The sequence below is a fragment of the Enterobacter cloacae complex sp. P24RS genome, assembly GCF_014982165.1.
Lineage (GTDB): Bacteria > Pseudomonadota > Gammaproteobacteria > Enterobacterales > Enterobacteriaceae > Enterobacter > Enterobacter quasihormaechei.
The window spans coordinates 42,346-59,134 of the sequence record NZ_JADCKU010000009.1 but is presented as its reverse complement, the minus strand read 5'-3'; the positions used below and the strand labels follow the sequence as shown (position 1 = coordinate 59,134).

17 protein-coding genes are annotated in these 16,789 nt (G+C 58.0%); 1 reads left to right on the top strand and 16 read right to left on the bottom strand.

Annotated features, from left to right (window positions below; genetic code table 11):
• Window positions 1-51 precede the first annotated feature (51 nt).
• The 13 genes from rpoS to cysG all read right to left on the bottom strand — a co-directional run bounded on the left by rpoS (window position 52) and on the right by cysG (window position 11,054).
• Window positions 52-1,044: an RNA polymerase sigma factor RpoS gene (gene rpoS / locus INF58_RS11525; RefSeq protein ID WP_022649182.1), complete on the bottom strand. Its 993-nt coding sequence runs from the start codon at window positions 1,042-1,044 to the stop codon at window positions 52-54.
• A 60-nt stretch (window positions 1,045-1,104) separates the two neighbouring features.
• Complete coding sequence (nlpD, locus tag INF58_RS11520) at window positions 1,105-2,229, bottom strand: murein hydrolase activator NlpD (RefSeq protein WP_193527710.1); 1,125 nt, start codon at window positions 2,227-2,229, stop codon at window positions 1,105-1,107.
• Window positions 2,230-2,345: 116 nt separating this feature from the next.
• Window positions 2,346-2,972: a protein-L-isoaspartate(D-aspartate) O-methyltransferase gene (locus INF58_RS11515; RefSeq protein WP_063451884.1), complete on the bottom strand. Its 627-nt coding sequence runs from the start codon at window positions 2,970-2,972 to the stop codon at window positions 2,346-2,348.
• Window positions 2,966-3,727 (bottom strand): 5'/3'-nucleotidase SurE, encoded by a 762-nt coding sequence (surE, locus tag INF58_RS11510; RefSeq protein WP_006811764.1) that lies wholly within the window; start codon window positions 3,725-3,727, stop codon window positions 2,966-2,968. Before surE ends, INF58_RS11515 begins: the two co-directional genes overlap by 7 nt.
• Window positions 3,708-4,757 carry a tRNA pseudouridine(13) synthase TruD gene (gene truD / locus INF58_RS11505; RefSeq protein ID WP_063869366.1) on the bottom strand — a complete coding sequence of 350 codons (1,050 nt, stop codon included), beginning with the start codon at window positions 4,755-4,757 and terminating at the stop codon, window positions 3,708-3,710. Before truD ends, surE begins: the two co-directional genes overlap by 20 nt.
• Entirely contained in the window at window positions 4,754-5,233 is a 480-nt protein-coding gene (gene ispF / locus INF58_RS11500) for a 2-C-methyl-D-erythritol 2,4-cyclodiphosphate synthase (RefSeq protein WP_063451887.1), read from the bottom strand. The genes truD and ispF overlap by 4 nt, the downstream gene beginning before the upstream one ends.
• On the bottom strand, window positions 5,233-5,943 hold the full coding sequence (gene ispD, locus INF58_RS11495) for a 2-C-methyl-D-erythritol 4-phosphate cytidylyltransferase (RefSeq protein ID WP_064909830.1): 711 nt from the start codon (window positions 5,941-5,943) through the stop codon (window positions 5,233-5,235). The genes ispF and ispD overlap by 1 nt, the downstream gene beginning before the upstream one ends.
• A gap of 19 nt (window positions 5,944-5,962) precedes the next feature.
• Window positions 5,963-6,274, bottom strand: coding sequence for a cell division protein FtsB (ftsB, locus tag INF58_RS11490; protein WP_003862095.1), 312 nt, complete (start codon window positions 6,272-6,274; stop codon window positions 5,963-5,965).
• Window positions 6,275-6,353: 79 nt separating this feature from the next.
• On the bottom strand, window positions 6,354-6,680 hold the full coding sequence (locus INF58_RS11485; protein WP_193034936.1) for a DUF3561 family protein: 327 nt from the start codon (window positions 6,678-6,680) through the stop codon (window positions 6,354-6,356).
• A gap of 58 nt (window positions 6,681-6,738) precedes the next feature.
• Window positions 6,739-7,344: an adenylyl-sulfate kinase gene (gene cysC, locus INF58_RS11480; protein WP_063451890.1), complete on the bottom strand. Its 606-nt coding sequence runs from the start codon at window positions 7,342-7,344 to the stop codon at window positions 6,739-6,741.
• Window positions 7,344-8,768, bottom strand: a complete 1,425-nt coding sequence (cysN, locus tag INF58_RS11475; protein WP_193527709.1) for a sulfate adenylyltransferase subunit CysN — start codon at window positions 8,766-8,768, stop codon at window positions 7,344-7,346. The genes cysC and cysN overlap by 1 nt, the downstream gene beginning before the upstream one ends.
• 9 nt (window positions 8,769-8,777) lie before the next feature.
• On the bottom strand, window positions 8,778-9,686 hold the full coding sequence (gene cysD, locus INF58_RS11470) for a sulfate adenylyltransferase subunit CysD (RefSeq protein WP_008499613.1): 909 nt from the start codon (window positions 9,684-9,686) through the stop codon (window positions 8,778-8,780).
• A 9-nt stretch (window positions 9,687-9,695) separates the two neighbouring features.
• Window positions 9,696-11,054, bottom strand: a complete 1,359-nt coding sequence (cysG, locus tag INF58_RS11465; protein ID WP_063451892.1) for a siroheme synthase CysG — start codon at window positions 11,052-11,054, stop codon at window positions 9,696-9,698.
• 237 nt (window positions 11,055-11,291) lie between these two features.
• On the opposite strand from cysG, the gene INF58_RS11460 reads away from it, so the two are divergent.
• Complete coding sequence (locus INF58_RS11460; protein ID WP_193527708.1) at window positions 11,292-12,335, top strand: aminopeptidase; 1,044 nt, start codon at window positions 11,292-11,294, stop codon at window positions 12,333-12,335.
• 93 nt (window positions 12,336-12,428) lie between these two features.
• Here INF58_RS11460 and cysH read toward each other — a convergent pair whose 3' ends face one another.
• The 3 genes from cysH to cysJ form a co-directional block, all read right to left on the bottom strand.
• Window positions 12,429-13,163 carry a phosphoadenosine phosphosulfate reductase gene (gene cysH / locus INF58_RS11455; RefSeq protein WP_003862694.1) on the bottom strand — a complete coding sequence of 245 codons (735 nt, stop codon included), beginning with the start codon at window positions 13,161-13,163 and terminating at the stop codon, window positions 12,429-12,431.
• 99 nt (window positions 13,164-13,262) lie between these two features.
• The gene (gene cysI / locus INF58_RS11450; RefSeq protein ID WP_193527707.1) at window positions 13,263-14,975 is read right to left on the bottom strand and encodes an assimilatory sulfite reductase (NADPH) hemoprotein subunit; all 1,713 of its coding nucleotides are present in this window, start codon (window positions 14,973-14,975) and stop codon (window positions 13,263-13,265) included.
• The gene (cysJ, locus tag INF58_RS11445; protein ID WP_193527706.1) at window positions 14,975-16,780 is read right to left on the bottom strand and encodes an NADPH-dependent assimilatory sulfite reductase flavoprotein subunit; all 1,806 of its coding nucleotides are present in this window, start codon (window positions 16,778-16,780) and stop codon (window positions 14,975-14,977) included. The genes cysI and cysJ overlap by 1 nt, the downstream gene beginning before the upstream one ends.
• Between the last annotated feature and the right edge of the window lie 9 nt (window positions 16,781-16,789).

Here is a 16,789-nt window from a genome sequence, read left to right as displayed (position 1 = left end):
GGCATAAAAAAGGCCCGTCTCACGACGGGCCTTTTTCTGACGAATGGTTGCTTACTCGCGGAACAGCGCTTCGATATTCAGACCTTGCCCTTGCAGGATTTCACGCAAGCGGCGCAGACCTTCAACCTGAATCTGACGAACACGTTCACGGGTCAGGCCAATCTCACGGCCGACGTCTTCCAGTGTCGCAGCTTCATACCCCAGTAAACCGAAACGACGTGCCAGCACTTCACGCTGTTTCGCGTTCAGTTCGAACAGCCATTTAACGATGCTCTGTTTCATGTCATCGTCCTGCGTGGTGTCTTCCGGGCCGTTGTCTTTTTCATCGGCCAGGATGTCCAGCAGCGCTTTTTCGGAGTCGCCACCCAGCGGGGTGTCAACCGAGGTAATGCGCTCGTTGAGACGCAGCATACGGCTTACGTCATCAACCGGTTTGTCGAGTTGCTCTGCAATCTCTTCCGCACTTGGCTCGTGGTCCAGCTTATGGGACAACTCGCGCGCGGTACGCAGATAAACATTCAACTCTTTGACGATGTGAATCGGCAGTCGAATCGTACGGGTCTGGTTCATAATAGCCCGTTCGATGGTCTGACGAATCCACCAGGTCGCGTAGGTTGAGAAACGGAACCCGCGTTCCGGGTCAAACTTCTCAACTGCGCGGATGAGACCTAAGTTGCCCTCTTCAATCAGATCCAGCAGAGCCAGACCACGATTGCCGTAACGGCGGGCAATTTTCACGACCAGTCGCAGGTTACTTTCGATCATGCGACGACGCGAGGCAACATCACCACGCAAAGCACGACGTGCGAAATAGACTTCTTCTTCGGCCGTTAGCAGTGGGGAGTAACCAATCTCCCCAAGGTAAAGCTGAGTCGCGTCCAGCACACGCTGTGTGGCACCCTGCGATAACAGCTCTTCTTCAGCCAAATCGTTATCACTGGGTTCCTCTTCTACTAAGGCTTTTTCGTCAAAAGCCTCTGATCCGTTCTCATCAAATTCCGCGTCTTCATTTAAATCATGAACTTTCAGCGTATTCTGACTCATAAAGGTGGCTCCTACCCGTGATCCCTGGACGAGACACCCTGGCTGGCATGCCCCGTCAATTTATCGCTGCGGTAAATATTGCAGCGGGTTTACGGATTTCCCCTTGTAACGAATTTCAAAATGCAAGCGTGTAGAACTGGTTCCGGTGCTACCCATGGTAGCGATTTTTTGCCCCGCCTTAACTTCTTGTTGTTCCCGGACCAGCATCGTGTCGTTATGGGCGTAGGCACTCAGGTAATCATCATTATGTTTGATGATAATAAGATTACCGTAACCGCGCAGTGCGTTACCGGCATAGACAACGCGTCCGTCTGCGGTCGCGATGATTGCCTGTCCTTTACTGCCTGCGATATCGATCCCTTTGTTCCCCCCCTCAGAGGTTGCAAAGTTCTCGATAATCTTGCCGTCAGTTGGCCAGCGCCAGGTATTGATTGACGAGCTGGCATTCTGACTGCTTGCAGTCGGTACAGTAGAGCTAACCACAGGTGCCGTAGTCGGTGCTGTGACAACAGTCGCAGTACCTTTATTATTCGGCAACATTTTGTTAGCACTCTGATCACCTGAATCCTCAGAATACGTAATTACAGGTTGGGAAGCAACCGCCGTGGTGGTTTTTTGTGCAGGGGTAACGCTGTTATTTTGCGCGGTGACGTCGGCAGCCGAAACGGTGTTGCCTGGCGTAAGCGGTGTCCCCGTCGCGTTGCCAACCTGAAGCGTTTGCCCAACTTCCAGAGCATACGGGGCCTGGACGTTGTTTCGCTGTGCCAGATCGCGGAAATCGTTCCCGGTGATCCAGGCAATATAGAACAGCGTGTCGCCGCGCTTCACGGTATAGGTGCTGCCGCCGGTATAGCTACCTTTCGGAATGTTCCCATACTTGCGGTTATACACTATGCGGCCATTTTCGGTCTGAACAGGCTGATCGACTGGCTGAATCTGCGTAGGCTGCGTAACTGGACGCTGAACCGGCTGGATCTGCGGAGTTTGCTGCGCCGTTGAGGTGCCCATTTTAGGCGGAGGCGTGATCAACATTCCGCTGGACGTGTTACCCGAGCCGCTGGTTCCATTCACGGAACTGACGGGCGCAGGCGCGTTATTCGAATTTGAACAGCCTGCAAGCCAGAGCGAAACCAGTGATAATGCCGCAACACGGCTGATGGTGAATTTTGGGCTTCCCGCGCTCATTTATCCCCCAGGAATGTGTTAACTACCAGTGACTTAAAAATAACCGTGATGGCACGAACCTATCGCGCCACACCATACGCTGAATTTGCCTTAATAACCCTGGAAAAATCCGAGTCTCAGGCCAGCTCACCCTTAACCAGGGGCACAAAGCGCACGGCTTCCACGGTATCGATAATATACTCGCCGCCGCGTCGACGAACGCGCTTCAGAAGCTGCTGCTCATCTCCGACGGGCAAAACCAGAATGCCGCCCTCGTCCAGCTGCGAGAGAAGTGCAGCGGGGATTTCAGGTGGCGCTGCCGTGACAATGATGGCGTCAAACGGGGCGCGAGCCTGCCAACCCTGCCATCCATCACCGTGGCGTGTCGATACATTATGTAAATCAAGCTGTTTCAGGCGACGGCGCGCCTGCCACTGTAACCCTTTAATCCGTTCCACCGAACAGACATGGTGCACAAGGTGGGCCAGGATCGCGGTTTGATACCCTGAACCGGTGCCAATTTCCAGCACCCGGGATTCTGGCGTTAACTCCAGAAGCTCCGTCATCCGCGCCACCATGTAGGGCTGCGAAATCGTCTGCCCTTGCCCAATGGGCAGCGCCACGTTTTCCCACGCTTTGTGTTCAAACGCCTCATCTACAAACTTCTCGCGGGGAACCTGAGCGAGCGCATCCAGCACCTGCTCGCTGGCGATCCCCTGAGCGCGTAATTGTTCCAGAAGAGTTTGTACACGTTTACTTACCATTGCGCGTTCACTCCGACCCGATCTAACCAGTCCGACACCACATCATGCGCGCTATAAGCGGTTAAATCCACGTGCAACGGCGTAACGGAAACGTATCCCTCATCCACCGCAGCGAAGTCGGTGTCTGGCCCGGCATCGCATTTATCTCCCGGCGGGCCGATCCAGTACAGGGTATTGCCGCGCGGATCCTGCTGGGGAATAACCTGATCGGCAGGATGGCGACTGCCGCAGCGCGTCACGCGGATCCCTTTAATCTCGTCCAGCGGGAGATCCGGCACGTTAATATTGAGAATACGTCCGGTACGCAGCGGCTCGCGGCCAAGCGCACGCAGAAGAGAGCAGGTCACCGCGGCGGCAGTATCGTAGTGGGTGTGACCGTTTAACGAGACCGCCAGCGCCGGGAACCCCAGGTGACGGCCTTCCATCGCCGCGGCCACGGTACCGGAGTAAATCACATCATCGCCAAGATTTGGCCCGGCATTGATGCCGGAGACCACAACGTCCGGTCGCGGGCGCATCAGCGCGTTCACGCCCAGAAACACGCAGTCGGTCGGCGTCCCCATCTGAACGGCAATATCGCCATTCTCAAAGGTAAAGGTGCGTAGTGAAGACTCCAGCGTCAATGAGTTAGACGCGCCGCTGCGGTTACGATCGGGAGCCACGACCTGCACATCCGCAAATTCACGGAGGTGTTTGGCCAGCGTCTGAATACCTGGCGCATGGATCCCGTCATCGTTACTCAGCAATATTCGCATAATCACCCGACGTGTTGATAAGTTCCCTGACAACACTGGTGGCAAAGCTACCTGCCGGCAGCCAGAAGCGTAACTCGACGGTTACGTCATCCCACCAGTTCCAGCTCAGCTGTTGCGGGTAGAGGAGCATCGCACGGCGTGCCGCCTCGACCTTTTCCCGCACCAGCAATGATTGTAATTCCGGCGCATCCGCCACCGCTGACTCCTCAAAAACCCGCGCCTCGCCCTGGGTTCCCCAGTCGCCCGAGCCCGGCAAGGCGGCGGTGATCATCAGCGCTTTAGCGTCCACGCGCGACTGGACATCGGCCATCTCTTCGGCCGTTGCCACAAACCAGCTTCCGCGTCCCGCTAATTGTAGCGCATCGCCGACAACAACTTGATTCGCGTCCGGTTTTTTCAGCCGTTCGCTCACAATCTGATTAAACAACGCGCTGCGGGCTGCCGACAACCAAAAACTGCGTTTATTACGATCCCGCACCGGTGCATCGCTTTGCGCCCAGCGCAGCGCGCCCAGCAGGTTGCTGCCGCCGATCCCAAAGCGCTGCGCGCCGAAATAGTTCGGCACGCCGCGTTCGTTAATGGCCTTCAGGCGTTTTTCAACGTCTTCGCGGTCGGTCACTTCGCGCAGTACCAGGGTAAAAGCATTGCCTTTCAGTGCGCCCAGACGCAGCTTGCGCTTGTGGCGGGCGTACTCCAGCACCTTACAGCCTTCAAGCTCAAATTTGCTTAAATCAGGCATCGCATTGCCGGGCACGCGGGCGCAAAGCCACTGCTCGGTCACGGCGTGCTTATCTTTCTGCCCGGCGAAGCTCACCTCGCGGGCGTGAATGTTGAGGAATTTTGCCAGCGCGTCCGCCACGAAGCGGGTGTTGCAGCCGTTTTTCAGGATACGCACCAGAATGTGCTCGCCTTCGCCGTCCGGCTCAAACCCGAGATCTTCCACCACCACGAAATCTTCAGGGTTGGCCTTCAGCAGCCCATTGCCCTGCGGTTTACCGTGCAGATACGTCAGATTATCGAAATCGGTCATTTGGCCGCCTTCACCAGCAGCGCCACGGCCTCACAGGCAATGCCTTCGCCACGGCCGGTAAAGCCCAGCTTCTCCGTGGTGGTGGCTTTGACGTTGACGTCGTCCATATGGCAGCCCAGATCTTCGGCAATAAACACGCGCATCTGCGGGATATGCGGCAGCATCTTCGGCGCCTGAGCAATGATCGTCACGTCAACGTTGCCGAGGGTGTAGCCCCTGGCCTGAATGCGGCGCCACGCTTCGCGCAGCAGCTCGCGGCTGTCCGCGCCCTTAAAAGCAGGATCGGTGTCCGGGAACAGTTTGCCGATGTCGCCCAGCGCGGCGGCACCCAGCAGCGCGTCGGTCAGCGCATGCAGCGCCACGTCGCCGTCAGAGTGCGCCAGCAGGCCTTTTTCGTAAGGAATACGCACGCCGCCAATGATAATTGGGCCAACGCCGCCAAAGGCGTGTACATCAAAACCGTGTCCAATACGCATTATGCCTTCTCCTGAGAAGTCGTACGGGTAAGATAAAATTCCGCGAGCTGTAAGTCTTCCGGGCGCGTCACTTTTATATTATCAGCGCGCCCTTCAACAAGCGTGGGGTGAAAACCGCAATACTCCAGCGCCGAGGCTTCGTCCGTAATGGTCGCACCTTCTTTAAGCGCACGCGTTAAGCAGTCGTGGAGTAATTCGCGGGGGAAAAATTGTGGCGTCAGCGCGTGCCATAAATCAACGCGCTCAACGGTGTGCGCAATCGCCGGTTTACCCGGTTCGGCGCGCTTCATGGTGTCACGCACCGGCGCGGCCAGAATACCGCCCACTTTACTGGTTTCACTCAGGGCCAGCAGACGCGACAGATCGTCGTGATGCAGGCAGGGACGCGCGGCATCGTGCACCAGCACCCACTGCGCGTGTCCGGCAGCCTGAATGCCCGCCAGAACGGAGTCGGCCCGCTCGGCGCCGCCGTCAACAACGGTAATCTGAGGATGATTTGCCAGCGGAAGCTGCGCAAAACGCGCATCGCCGGGGCTGATGGCAATCACAACGCGCGTCACCCGAGGATGCGCCAGCAGCGCCGCCACGGCGTGCTCGAGGATCGTTTTATCACCAATTGAGAGGTACTGCTTGGGACACTCTGTCTGCATGCGCCGGCCAAAACCTGCGGCCGGCACCACGGCACAGACGTCCGAAAAAGTTGCTGCCATGTCGTAATCCTGGGCCTGATTATCGATTGTTTTGTGCGGAGCCCTGATTGCGTTTAGACGCATCCGGAACCAGACGATAAAACGTTTCGCCCGGCTTAGTCATACTGAGTTCATTGCGTGCGCGCTCCTCAATCGCCTCCTGGCCGCCATTGAGGTCATCAATTTCAGCAAAAAGTTGATCGTTACGCGCTTTAAGTTTGGCGTTTGTCGCCTGCTGTGCCGCGACGTCATCGCTCACCCGGCTGTAGTCGTGCAGTCCGTTTTTGCCGAACCACAGCGAATATTGCAGCCAGACCAGCAAAGCCAGCAACAGCAGCGTTAGTTTACCCATCCTGCCCCCTGAAAAAACGGCATCATCATCCCATAACTTTCCGCTGGACTCTACTGCGGGGTTTTAATTATGCCGTAAGTTAGCCCATCAGCCATAAAAACAGCAGACCAAAGATGATCACAACGGTGGCAATAGTGATGAGCGTACTATACAGGAGCTTGCCGTTAAAAAGGGAGTGCAGCGCAACGCCGACAACCACCGCAACGGGCATCAGCGCGAGGAAGAAAGGCCAGGTATAGAGAAAGAAGAAGAGTGTGTTTCCACCGTAGATCAAAAACGGGATACCCAGCGCCAGTAACCACGACACGAAGCCGACAATCGCCCCAGGAAAGGACCAGGTCGTCTCGTCGTCGGTCGTTAACGGTTCCGACCCGGTGGTAATAATGTAGTTTTCACTGTTGCGCATAGCTAATCCTGTGACCGTGACTCATCGCTCGGGAAGACAGCTCCCGAACGATACCGTCTCAGGATCTGATAATATCGTCCCGTCTGAGCAGGTCTAATAATTGGCTTACTAAATTTGTTACCAATTGTTGGCCTTCCAGATGAATCTCAGGGGATTCAGGCGCTTCGTAAACCGCGTCAATCCCGGTGAAGTTTCGCAGCTCTCCCGCACGGGCTTTTTTGTACAGTCCTTTTGGATCGCGCGCTTCGCAGATCTCAAGCGGCGTATCCACAAACACCTCAATGAAGCGATTCTGCCCCACGCGCTCACGCACCATCTGACGTTCAGCGCGGTGCGGCGAGATAAACGCCGTCAGCACCACCAGCCCGGCATCCGCCATCAGGCTGGCGACCTCTCCCACCCGACGAATGTTCTCTTTGCGGTCGTCATCGCTGAACCCCAAATCACTGCACAGGCCGTGACGCACGTTGTCGCCGTCCAGCAGATAGGTGCTTACTCCCTGCTGATGCAGCGCCTCTTCCAGCGCGCCTGCCACCGTGGATTTACCGGAGCCAGACAGCCCGGTAAACCACAGCACAACCCCACGGTGACCGTGGAGCTGTTCGCGCTGGGCGACGGTGACCGGATGAGGATGCCAGACGACGTTCTCATCATGGGCAGCCATTACTTGCCTCCCAGCAGATCGCGAGCGCCCCAGTGCGGGAAGTGCTTACGCACCAGCGCGTTCAGCTCCAGCTCAAACGCGCTGAACTCAGAGGCCACGGCAGCCTGCGCGTTTGGCTCGCGCACCATCCCGGCACCGGCGGTGACGTTCGTCAGGCGGTCGATAAAAATCAGCCCGCCCGTCACCGGGTTCTGCTGATATGGATCCAGCACCAGCGGCTCGTCGAAGGTCAGGTCCACCAGGCCGATGCCGTTCAGCGGCAGCTCGCTTACGTCGCGCTGGGTCAGGTTGTTGATGTCCACCTGGAACTGAATGCCGTCCACGCGGGCACGGGTTTTCTTCCCGGCAATTTTCATATCGTAGCTCTGGCCTGCGGTCAGCGGCTGTTCCGCCATCCACACCACGTCCACGGACGCGCCCTGCACCGCCGCCAGCGTTTCCTGCGCGTCAACCAGCAGATCGCCACGGCTGATATCAATCTCGTCTTTCAGTACCAGCGTCACCGCTTCACTTGCCCCGGCTTCGTCCAGATCGCCATCAAAGGTAACGATACGGGCGATGGCCGATTCCACGCCGGATGGCAGCACCTTCACGCGCTGGCCCACGTTGACGGAGCCGGATGCAATGGTGCCCGAGAAGCCGCGGAAATCGAGATTCGGGCGGTTAACGTACTGCACCGGGAAGCGCATCGGCTGGGTCTCAACCACGCGCTGAATTTCAACGGTTTCCAGCACTTCCAGCAGCGTTGGGCCGCTGTACCACGGCATCTTCGCGCTCTGAGAGGCGACGTTATCCCCTTCCAGCGCCGAGAGCGGCACGAAGCGAATATCCAGGTTGCCCGGCAGCTGTTCTGCAAAGGTCAGGTAGCTCTGGCGGATCTCGTCGAATCGCGCTTCGCTATAGTCCACCAGGTCCATTTTATTGACCGCCACCACCAGGTGTTTGATCCCCAGCAGCGTAGAGATAAAGCTGTGACGACGGGTCTGATCCAGCACGCCTTTGCGGGCGTCGATCAGCAGGATCGCCAGGTCGCAGGTGGAGGCGCCGGTTGCCATGTTGCGGGTGTACTGCTCATGCCCCGGGGTGTCGGCGATAATAAACTTGCGCTTCTCGGTGGAGAAGTAGCGATAGGCCACATCAATGGTAATCCCCTGCTCACGCTCCGCCTGCAAGCCGTCCACCAGCAGCGCCAGATCGAGTTTTTCGCCCTGGGTACCGTGACGTTTACTGTCGTTGTGCAGGGAAGAGAGCTGATCTTCGTAAATCTGGCGCGTGTCGTGCAGCAGACGGCCAATCAGGGTACTTTTCCCGTCATCAACGCTGCCGCAGGTCAGGAAACGCAGCAGGCTTTTGTACTGTTGGGCGTGCAGATAAGCTTCCACGCCGCCTTCATCGGCAATTTGTTGGGCAATAGTCGTGTTCATGGCGGCTCCTTAGAAATAACCCTGACGTTTCTTCAGCTCCATGGAGCCTGCCTGGTCGCGGTCAATCACGCGGCCCTGTCGCTCACTGGTGGTCGACACCAGCATCTCCTCGATGATCTCCGGCAGCGTCTGCGCGTTCGATTCCACCGCGCCGGTCAACGGCCAGCAGCCGAGAGTACGGAAACGGACCATCTGTTTCTTGATCACTTCGCCCGGCTGTAAATCAATACGATCGTCGTCGATCATCATCAGCATGCCGTCGCGCTCCAGCACCGGGCGCTCGGCGGCCAGATACAGCGGAACGATTTCAATATTTTCCAGATAGATGTACTGCCAGATATCCAGCTCGGTCCAGTTGGAGAGCGGGAAGACGCGAATGCTTTCGCCCTTGTTGATCTGGCCGTTGTAGTTGTGCCACAGCTCCGGGCGCTGGTTTTTCGGGTCCCAGCGGTGGAAGCGGTCGCGGAAGGAGTAGATTCGCTCCTTGGCGCGGGATTTCTCCTCGTCGCGGCGCGCGCCGCCGAAGGCCGCGTCGAAACCGTATTTATTCAGCGCCTGCTTCAGCCCTTCGGTTTTCATGATGTCGGTATGCTTGGCGCTGCCGTGCACGAACGGGTTGATGCCCATCGCCACCCCTTCCGGGTTTTTGTGCACCAGCAGCTCGCAGCCGTAGGCTTTGGCGGTACGGTCGCGGAACTCGTACATCTCGCGGAATTTCCAGCCGGTATCCACGTGCAGCAGCGGGAACGGCAGCGTGCCCGGATAAAACGCTTTACGCGCCAGGTGCAGCATGACGCTGGAATCTTTACCGATGGAATACATCATCACCGGGTTAGAAAACTCGGCGGCCACTTCGCGGATAATATGGATACTTTCCGCTTCAAGCTGCCGCAGGTGAGTCAGTCGTTTTTGGTCCATAACCGTTCCTTAAGCCAAATTGATAACAGAAGACCCGAAGCCTTCTGTGTCGGTTGTGTGCTGGAACCAGGCGAGCGTGCTGTGCAGCTGCACCACTTCTCCCACCACGATCAGGGCGGGCATCGGGGCATCTTTCGCCAGGGTTGCAAGGTCTTGTAATGTGCCGATAGCGACGTGCTGATCGACGCGTGTTCCGCGGGAAATCACGGCTACCGGCGTCGTCGCATCGCGACCGTGCTGAATAAGCTGTTCGCTGATGTCTGCCGCCTTCATCGTGCCCATATAAATCGCCAGCGTTTGTCGACTCTGGGCCAGATGCGACCAGTCAAACGGCGTGCTGTCGGCTTTATAGTGCCCGGTCACGAAGGTTACGCTCTGGGCGTAATCGCGATGGGTCAGCGGAATACCGGCATAGGCGGTGACGGCAGATGCCGCCGTAATGCCGGGGACCACCTGAAACGGAACGCCCGCTTCGGCTGCCGCCTGCAATTCTTCGCCACCACGTCCGAAGATAAACGGGTCACCCCCTTTCAGGCGCACCACGGTCTTGCCCGCTTTCGCGGCGGCAATCAGCATCTGATTAGTGTCGTGCTGCGGCACGGAGTGCTCGCCGGCGCGTTTGCCGACGCAAATTTGCTCCGCGTCCCGGCGGATCAGCTCGCGGATGCCGTCGGTGACCAGGTGGTCGTAGAACACTACGTCCGCATCCTGAAGCACCTGGAGGCCACGCAGCGTCAGCAGCCCGGCATCGCCCGGCCCGGCGCCCACCAGAATGATCTCCCCGCCCGTACTGCCGGGGTTATCCAGCTCATCCTCGAGGACTTGCTGCGCCGCCGTCTCGTTGCCGGCATGCATCAGGCTGGCAAAGCGTCCGCGAAAAACGCGCTCCCAGAAGCGGCGGCGTTCCGCCACGCTGGTGAGACGGGTTTTCAGGTGGCTGCGCCAGTAGCTGGCTTTCTCCGCCATGCGTCCGAGGCTGGTTGGCAGCAGCGCTTCGATTTTTTCCCGCAGCACGCGCGCCAGCACCGGTGCGGTGCCGCCGGAGGAGATCGCCACCAGCAGCGGCGAGCGGTCAACAATCGACGGGAAGATAAATGAACACAGCGGCTGGTCGTCTACCACGTTAACCAGACGGTGGCGGGCCTGGGCGGCGTCGGAGATGCGCCGATTGAGCGCCCGATCTTCGGTTGCCGCAATGACCAGCACTACGCTGTCTATCTGTGACGCTTCAAAATCCGCCTCTTCTACGACCTGCACCTGCGCCCCTGCGCGCTGCAAAAACGCGATTTTGCGATCGGCAATTTCACCCGTCCCGACAACCAGTACCGGTCGGTCTTTCAGGGCGGCAAAAAGGGGGAGATAGTCCACAGGCAACAACTCGCTAACAACAAGGAATAAGGGGACTATAGGGGGCGGCTTAGATCGAATGAAATTACGAATTGGAATGAGTAGTTACTCAATGGAATAACGCCGTGGAAAAGCAAATATCAAAAAGTGCTTAACACGCGAAATTTCGGGCATTTAAGAGCAATTCAAATTGTGTCTACCCGATCACAGTTTCATACTATGCGGGTTAAAATTTTGCTCTGTTTTTAAGGACTCACTATGTTTTCCGCAATGCGCCACCGATTCGTTGCCCTGGCGCTCGGCGTTTGCTTTATCCTTCCGGCTCAGGCAAAAAATCAATCTTACGGTGAAATAGCCAGTATGCAGGCGCGGCATATTGCGACTGTCTTTCCGGGCCGCATGACAGGCACCCCAGCCGAGATGCTCTCGGCAGACTATATTCGTCAGCAGTTTGCGGATATGGGCTACGAAAGCAACATTCGCGCTTTTCACAGCCGCTACATCTTTACCTCACGGAATAAAACGCAAAACTGGCATAACGTGACCGGTAGCACGGTGATTGCGGCGCATGAGGGGAAAGCGGCCGAGCAGATTATCATCATGGCGCATCTTGATACCTACGCCCCGATGAGCGACGCCGATATTGACAATAACCTCGGCGGGTTGACGCTTCAGGGGCTGGATGACAATGCGGCAGGGCTGGGCGTCATGCTTGAGCTGGCCGAACGGCTGAAGAATATTCCAACGGAATACAGCATTCGCTTTGTGGCGACCAGCGGCGAAGAAGAAGGAAAACTCGGCGCTGAGAATCTCCTCAACCGTATGAGCCCTGCGGAGAAGAAAAATACGCTGCTGGTGATTAACCTCGATAATCTGATCGTGGGAGATAAGCTCTACTTTAATAGCGGACAGAGCACGCCAAGCAGCGTACGTAAACTCACCCGCGACCGCGCGCTGGCGCTTGCCCGTTCGCATGGCGTCTATGCCGCGACAAACCCGGGCGGTAACCCGGATTATCCAAAAGGCACGGGCTGCTGTAATGACGGTGAAGTGTTTGATAAGGCCGGCATCCCGGTGCTGTACGTCGAGGCGACAAACTGGACGCTGGGCAAAAAGGACGGCTATCAGCAGCGCGCCAAATCAAAGGCGTTCCCGAACGGGACCAGCTGGCATGACGTGCGGCTGGATAATCAGCAGCACATTGATAAAACGCTGCCGCAGCGGATTGAGCACCGCAGCCGGGATGTCGTGAAAGTGATGCTGCCGCTGGTGAAGGAGCTGGCGAAAGCGGGCAAAGCCTGATGTCGTTAAGCCCGGTGGCGGCTATGCCTTACCGGGCCTACGTTTCGTGCCGTTATAGGCCCGGTAAGCGCAGCGCCACCGGGCGAAAAAACATTACCCTTCGTGCAGCCCGCACTCGCGCTTCAGCCCAAAGAATCGCGTCTCTTCTTCGGCCATTCCCGGTTCCCATTTGCGCGTGGTGTGCGTATCCCCCACTGACAGGTAGCCCTGATCCCACAGCGGATGGTACTTCAGCCCGTGTTTTTGCAGGTACTGATACACCGTGCGGTTATCCCAGTCGATGATCGGCAGCACTTTGAACACGCCGCGCTGCACAGCCAGTACCGGTAAGGTTGCGCGGCTCCCGGACTGCTCCCGGCGCAGGCCGGCGAACCAGGTCTGGGCGTTCAGCTCTTTCAGTGCCCGGTTCATCGGCTCGACTTTGTTGATTTCATTGTATTTCTCAATGCCTTCAACGCCCTGTTCCCACAGCTTGCCGTAACGCGCCTCCTGCCATGCCGCGCTTTCCGTTGCGCGATAAACCTTCAGGTTCAGCCTGAGCTTGTCCGTCAGCTCGTCGATAAACTGGTAGGTCTCCGGAAACAAGTAGCCGGTATCGGTGAGGATCACCGGAATGTCCGGACGGATCTGATTCACCAGATGCAGGCTGACCGCCGCCTGAATGCCAAAGCTCGACGAGAGCACGTAGTCTCCCGGCAGATTTTCCAGCGCCCAGGCCACGCGCCCTTCAGCATCGAGCTTTTCCAGCTGGGCGTTGGTTTCTGCCAGGGCCAGAATGCGTTCGACTTTTGGCAGCGCATTCAGGGCGTTTAGATCGAGTACGGACATAAGAACCTCGTTTGCCTGTTTCGCCGGGCGGCACTGCGTTTGCCCGGCCTACAAAACCCGTAGGCCCGGTAAGCGAAGCGCCACCGGGCAAAGGATGGATTACTCCCAGAAATCCCGTGCGGGATCGAGCACCGGGCGAATGATACCCACGCGCACCGTAAAGTCTCCGAAGCCTTCACCCGCTTCGCGCTCTTTTGCCCAGCGTCCGACAAGCACGTCGAGGGAATCGAGAATTTCCGGCTCGGTGATGTTCTCGCGGAACATACGCGGGATGCGCGTTCCGATACGGTTACCGCCCAGGTGCAGGTTATAGCGACCCGGCGCTTTACCCACCAGCCCCAGCTCGGCCAGCATCGCGCGACCACAACCGTTCGGGCAGCCCGTCACGCGCATAACAATATGCTCGTCCGGAATGCCGTGTTTTTCCAGAATCGCTTCCACTTTGTCGGTGAATGACGGCAGGAAACGCTCGGCTTCGGCCATCGCCAGAGGACAGGTCGGGAACGATACGCAGGCCATGGAGTTTTCACGCTGCGGCTTCACCGCGTTCATCAACCCGTGCTCGCGCGCCAGCTCTTCAATTCTCGCCTTTTCGCTTTCCGGCACACTGGCGACGATCAGGTTCTGGTTAGCGGTGATACGGAACTCGCCTTTGTGGATCTTCGCGATTTCCAGCAGGCCGGTTTTCAGCGGGCGGCCCGGATAATCCAGAATACGGCCATTTTCAATGAACAGCGTCAGGTGCCAGTTATTGTCGATGCCTTTCACCCAGCCGATGCGATCACCGCGACCGGTGAATTCGTAAGGGCGGATCGGCTCAAACGTGATGCCCGCGCGACGCTCCACTTCTTCTTTGAACGTCTCCACGCCGACGCGTTCGAGCGTGTATTTGGTTTTCGCGTTTTTACGGTCGGTACGGTTACCCCAGTCGCGCTGGGTAGTGACCACCGCTTCCGCCACGGCCAGGGTGTGCTCCAGCGGCAGGAAACCGAACTCGGTCGCGGTACGGGCGTAGGTTTTCTTGTTACCGTGCTCGATGGACAAACCGCCGCCCACCAGCAGGTTAAAGCCGATCAGCTTGCCGTTTTCCGCAATCGCCACGAAGTTCATGTCGTTGGCGTGCAGATCGATGTCGTTCTGCGGCGGGATCACCACCGTGGTTTTGAACTTACGCGGCAGATAGGTCTGGCCGAGGATCGGCTCTTCATCGGTGGTGGCGACTTTTTCCTGATCGAGCCAGATCTCCGCGTAGGCGCGGGTGCGCGGCAGCAGGTGCTCGGAAATTTTCTTCGCCCACTCATACGCTTCGGCGTGCAGCTCGGACTCGTATGGGTTCGAGGTGCAGAGCACGTTACGGTTCATGTCGTTGGCAGTCGCCAGCGCGTCCAGGCCCACGGAGTGCAGCATCTGGTGAACCGGCTTCACGTTCTTCTTCAGAATGCCGTGGAACTGGAAGGTCTGACGGTTGGTCAGACGAATGCTGCCGTAAATCGTGTTGTCATGGGCAAACTTGTCGATCGCCTGCCACTGTTTCGTGGTGATGATCCCACCCGGCAGACGGCAGCGCAGCAGCATTGCGTGACGCGGCTCCAGCTTCTGTTCGGCACGCTCGGCGCGGATATCGCGGTCGTCCTGCTGGTACATCCCGTGGAAACGGATCAGCAGGAAGTTGTCACCTTTAAAACCGCCGGTCAGGCCGTCATTCAAATCTTCGGCAATGGTACCGCGCAGGTAGTTGCTTTCCAGCTTCATGCGCTCGGCGTCTGTCAGTTTACCTTCGACCACCAGTGGCCCTGGATGTTTTTCGCTCATTAGTAGACATCTCGCTGATAACGGCGCTCAACGCGCAGCTCACTTAAAAATTCATCCGCCGTTTCGGCATCCATACCGCCGAATTCGGCAATCACTTCCAGCAGTGCCTGCTCAACGTCCTTCGCCATGCGATTGGCGTCGCCGCAGACATAAATGTGGGCACCGTCATTGATCCAGCGCCACAGCTCTGCGCCCTGTTCGCGCAGTTTGTCTTGTACGTAGACTTTTTCTTTCTGATCGCGGGACCAGGCCAGATCGATGCGGGTCAGCACGCCCTCTTTAACGTAGCGCTGCCACTCCACCTGGTAGAGGAAATCTTCGGTAAAGTGCGGGTTGCCGAAGAACAGCCAGTTTTTACCCGGCGCGCCGTCTGCCGCACGCTGCTGCATGAAGGCGCGGAACGGCGCAATGCCGGTGCCCGGACCAATCATGATCACCGGCGTTTCCGGGTTCGCCGGCAGGCGGAAGTTGTCGTTGTGCTCGATAAAGACGCGCACCTCGCCCTCTTCTTCCACGCGGTCGGCAAGGAAGCTCGACGCCCCGCCCGCCCGCGCACGGCCTTCGATATCGTAACGCACCACGCCGACGGTGATGTGGACTTCGCTTTCCACTTCAGCCTGAGAGGAGGCGATGGAGTAAAGGCGCGGCGTCAGCGGACGCAGCAGGCCAATCAGCGCGTCGGCATCCAGCTGTGCCGGGGAGAAACGCACCATATCGACAATCGGGGTTGTCGCGGCGTAATGCTGTAACTTCGCCTTATCCCCCACCAGCGGCAGGAGGGACTCGCTGCGCGTTAAGGTGGCGTAGTTTTCCACGATGTTAGCGGTATTAACCGTCAGTTCGAAATGCCACTGGAGCGCCTCGGAAAGCGGCAGCATTTTGCCTTCAACGGAGACCGGCTCGGTGCCTTTCAGCCACAGCAGCTCGACGAGCTCTTGCACCAGCGCCGGATCGTTCTGATACCAGACGCCCAGCGCGTCGCCAGGCTGATAACGCACGCCGGCATCGCCAAGATCGATCTCAATATGGCGCACGTCTTTTTCCGAATCGCGGCCGGTGATTTTCTGGTTCACCGACAGGCTCGCCGTCAGCGGACTCTCTTTGGTGTAAGGGCTGGTGTGGATCTCGTTGACGGTGCCCGCTGCGGTAACAGCAGCCTGCGCCGGCGTCTCTTTCGGGACGCGGGCTTTCAGCACCTCAACGATGCGCGCGCGCCATTCGGCGGCGGCGGCCTGGTATTCCACATCAGCGTCTACGCGATCCAGCAGACGCTCGGCGCCCAGCTCCGCCAGCTTGCTGTCGAAGTCTTTACCGGACTGGCAGAAGAATTCATAGGACGTATCGCCGAGGCCGAACACGGCAAAGGCTGTGCCCTCCAGCTTTGGCGCTTTTTTCGAGAACAGGAACTTGTGCAGCGCGACGGCTTCTTCCGCAGGCTCACCTTCCCCCTGCGTTGAGGCGACAACCACCAGCAGCTTTTCTGACGCGATTTGTTTGAATTTATAATCCCCGGCGTTCACCAGGTTTACGTTCAGCTTCGCGGCGAGCAGGTCATCACGCAGCGCTTCGGCCACGCGACGGGCATTGCCCGTTTGCGAGGCAGAGATCAGCGTGATGGCAGGAATTTCAACGGCCGTTGGCGGTACGCCAGCCACGGCACCCGGCTGCTGGTTCAGCATTCCCCAGAAATAGCCGGAAACCCAGGCGAGCTGGGTGGGTGAAAAATCGGAAGTCGCGGCCTGTAGGCGCGCCAGCTGCTCCGGGTTGAGGGGAAGCAAATTTGAAGGTGGGGCCTGTGTTGTCATGCGTCGTTA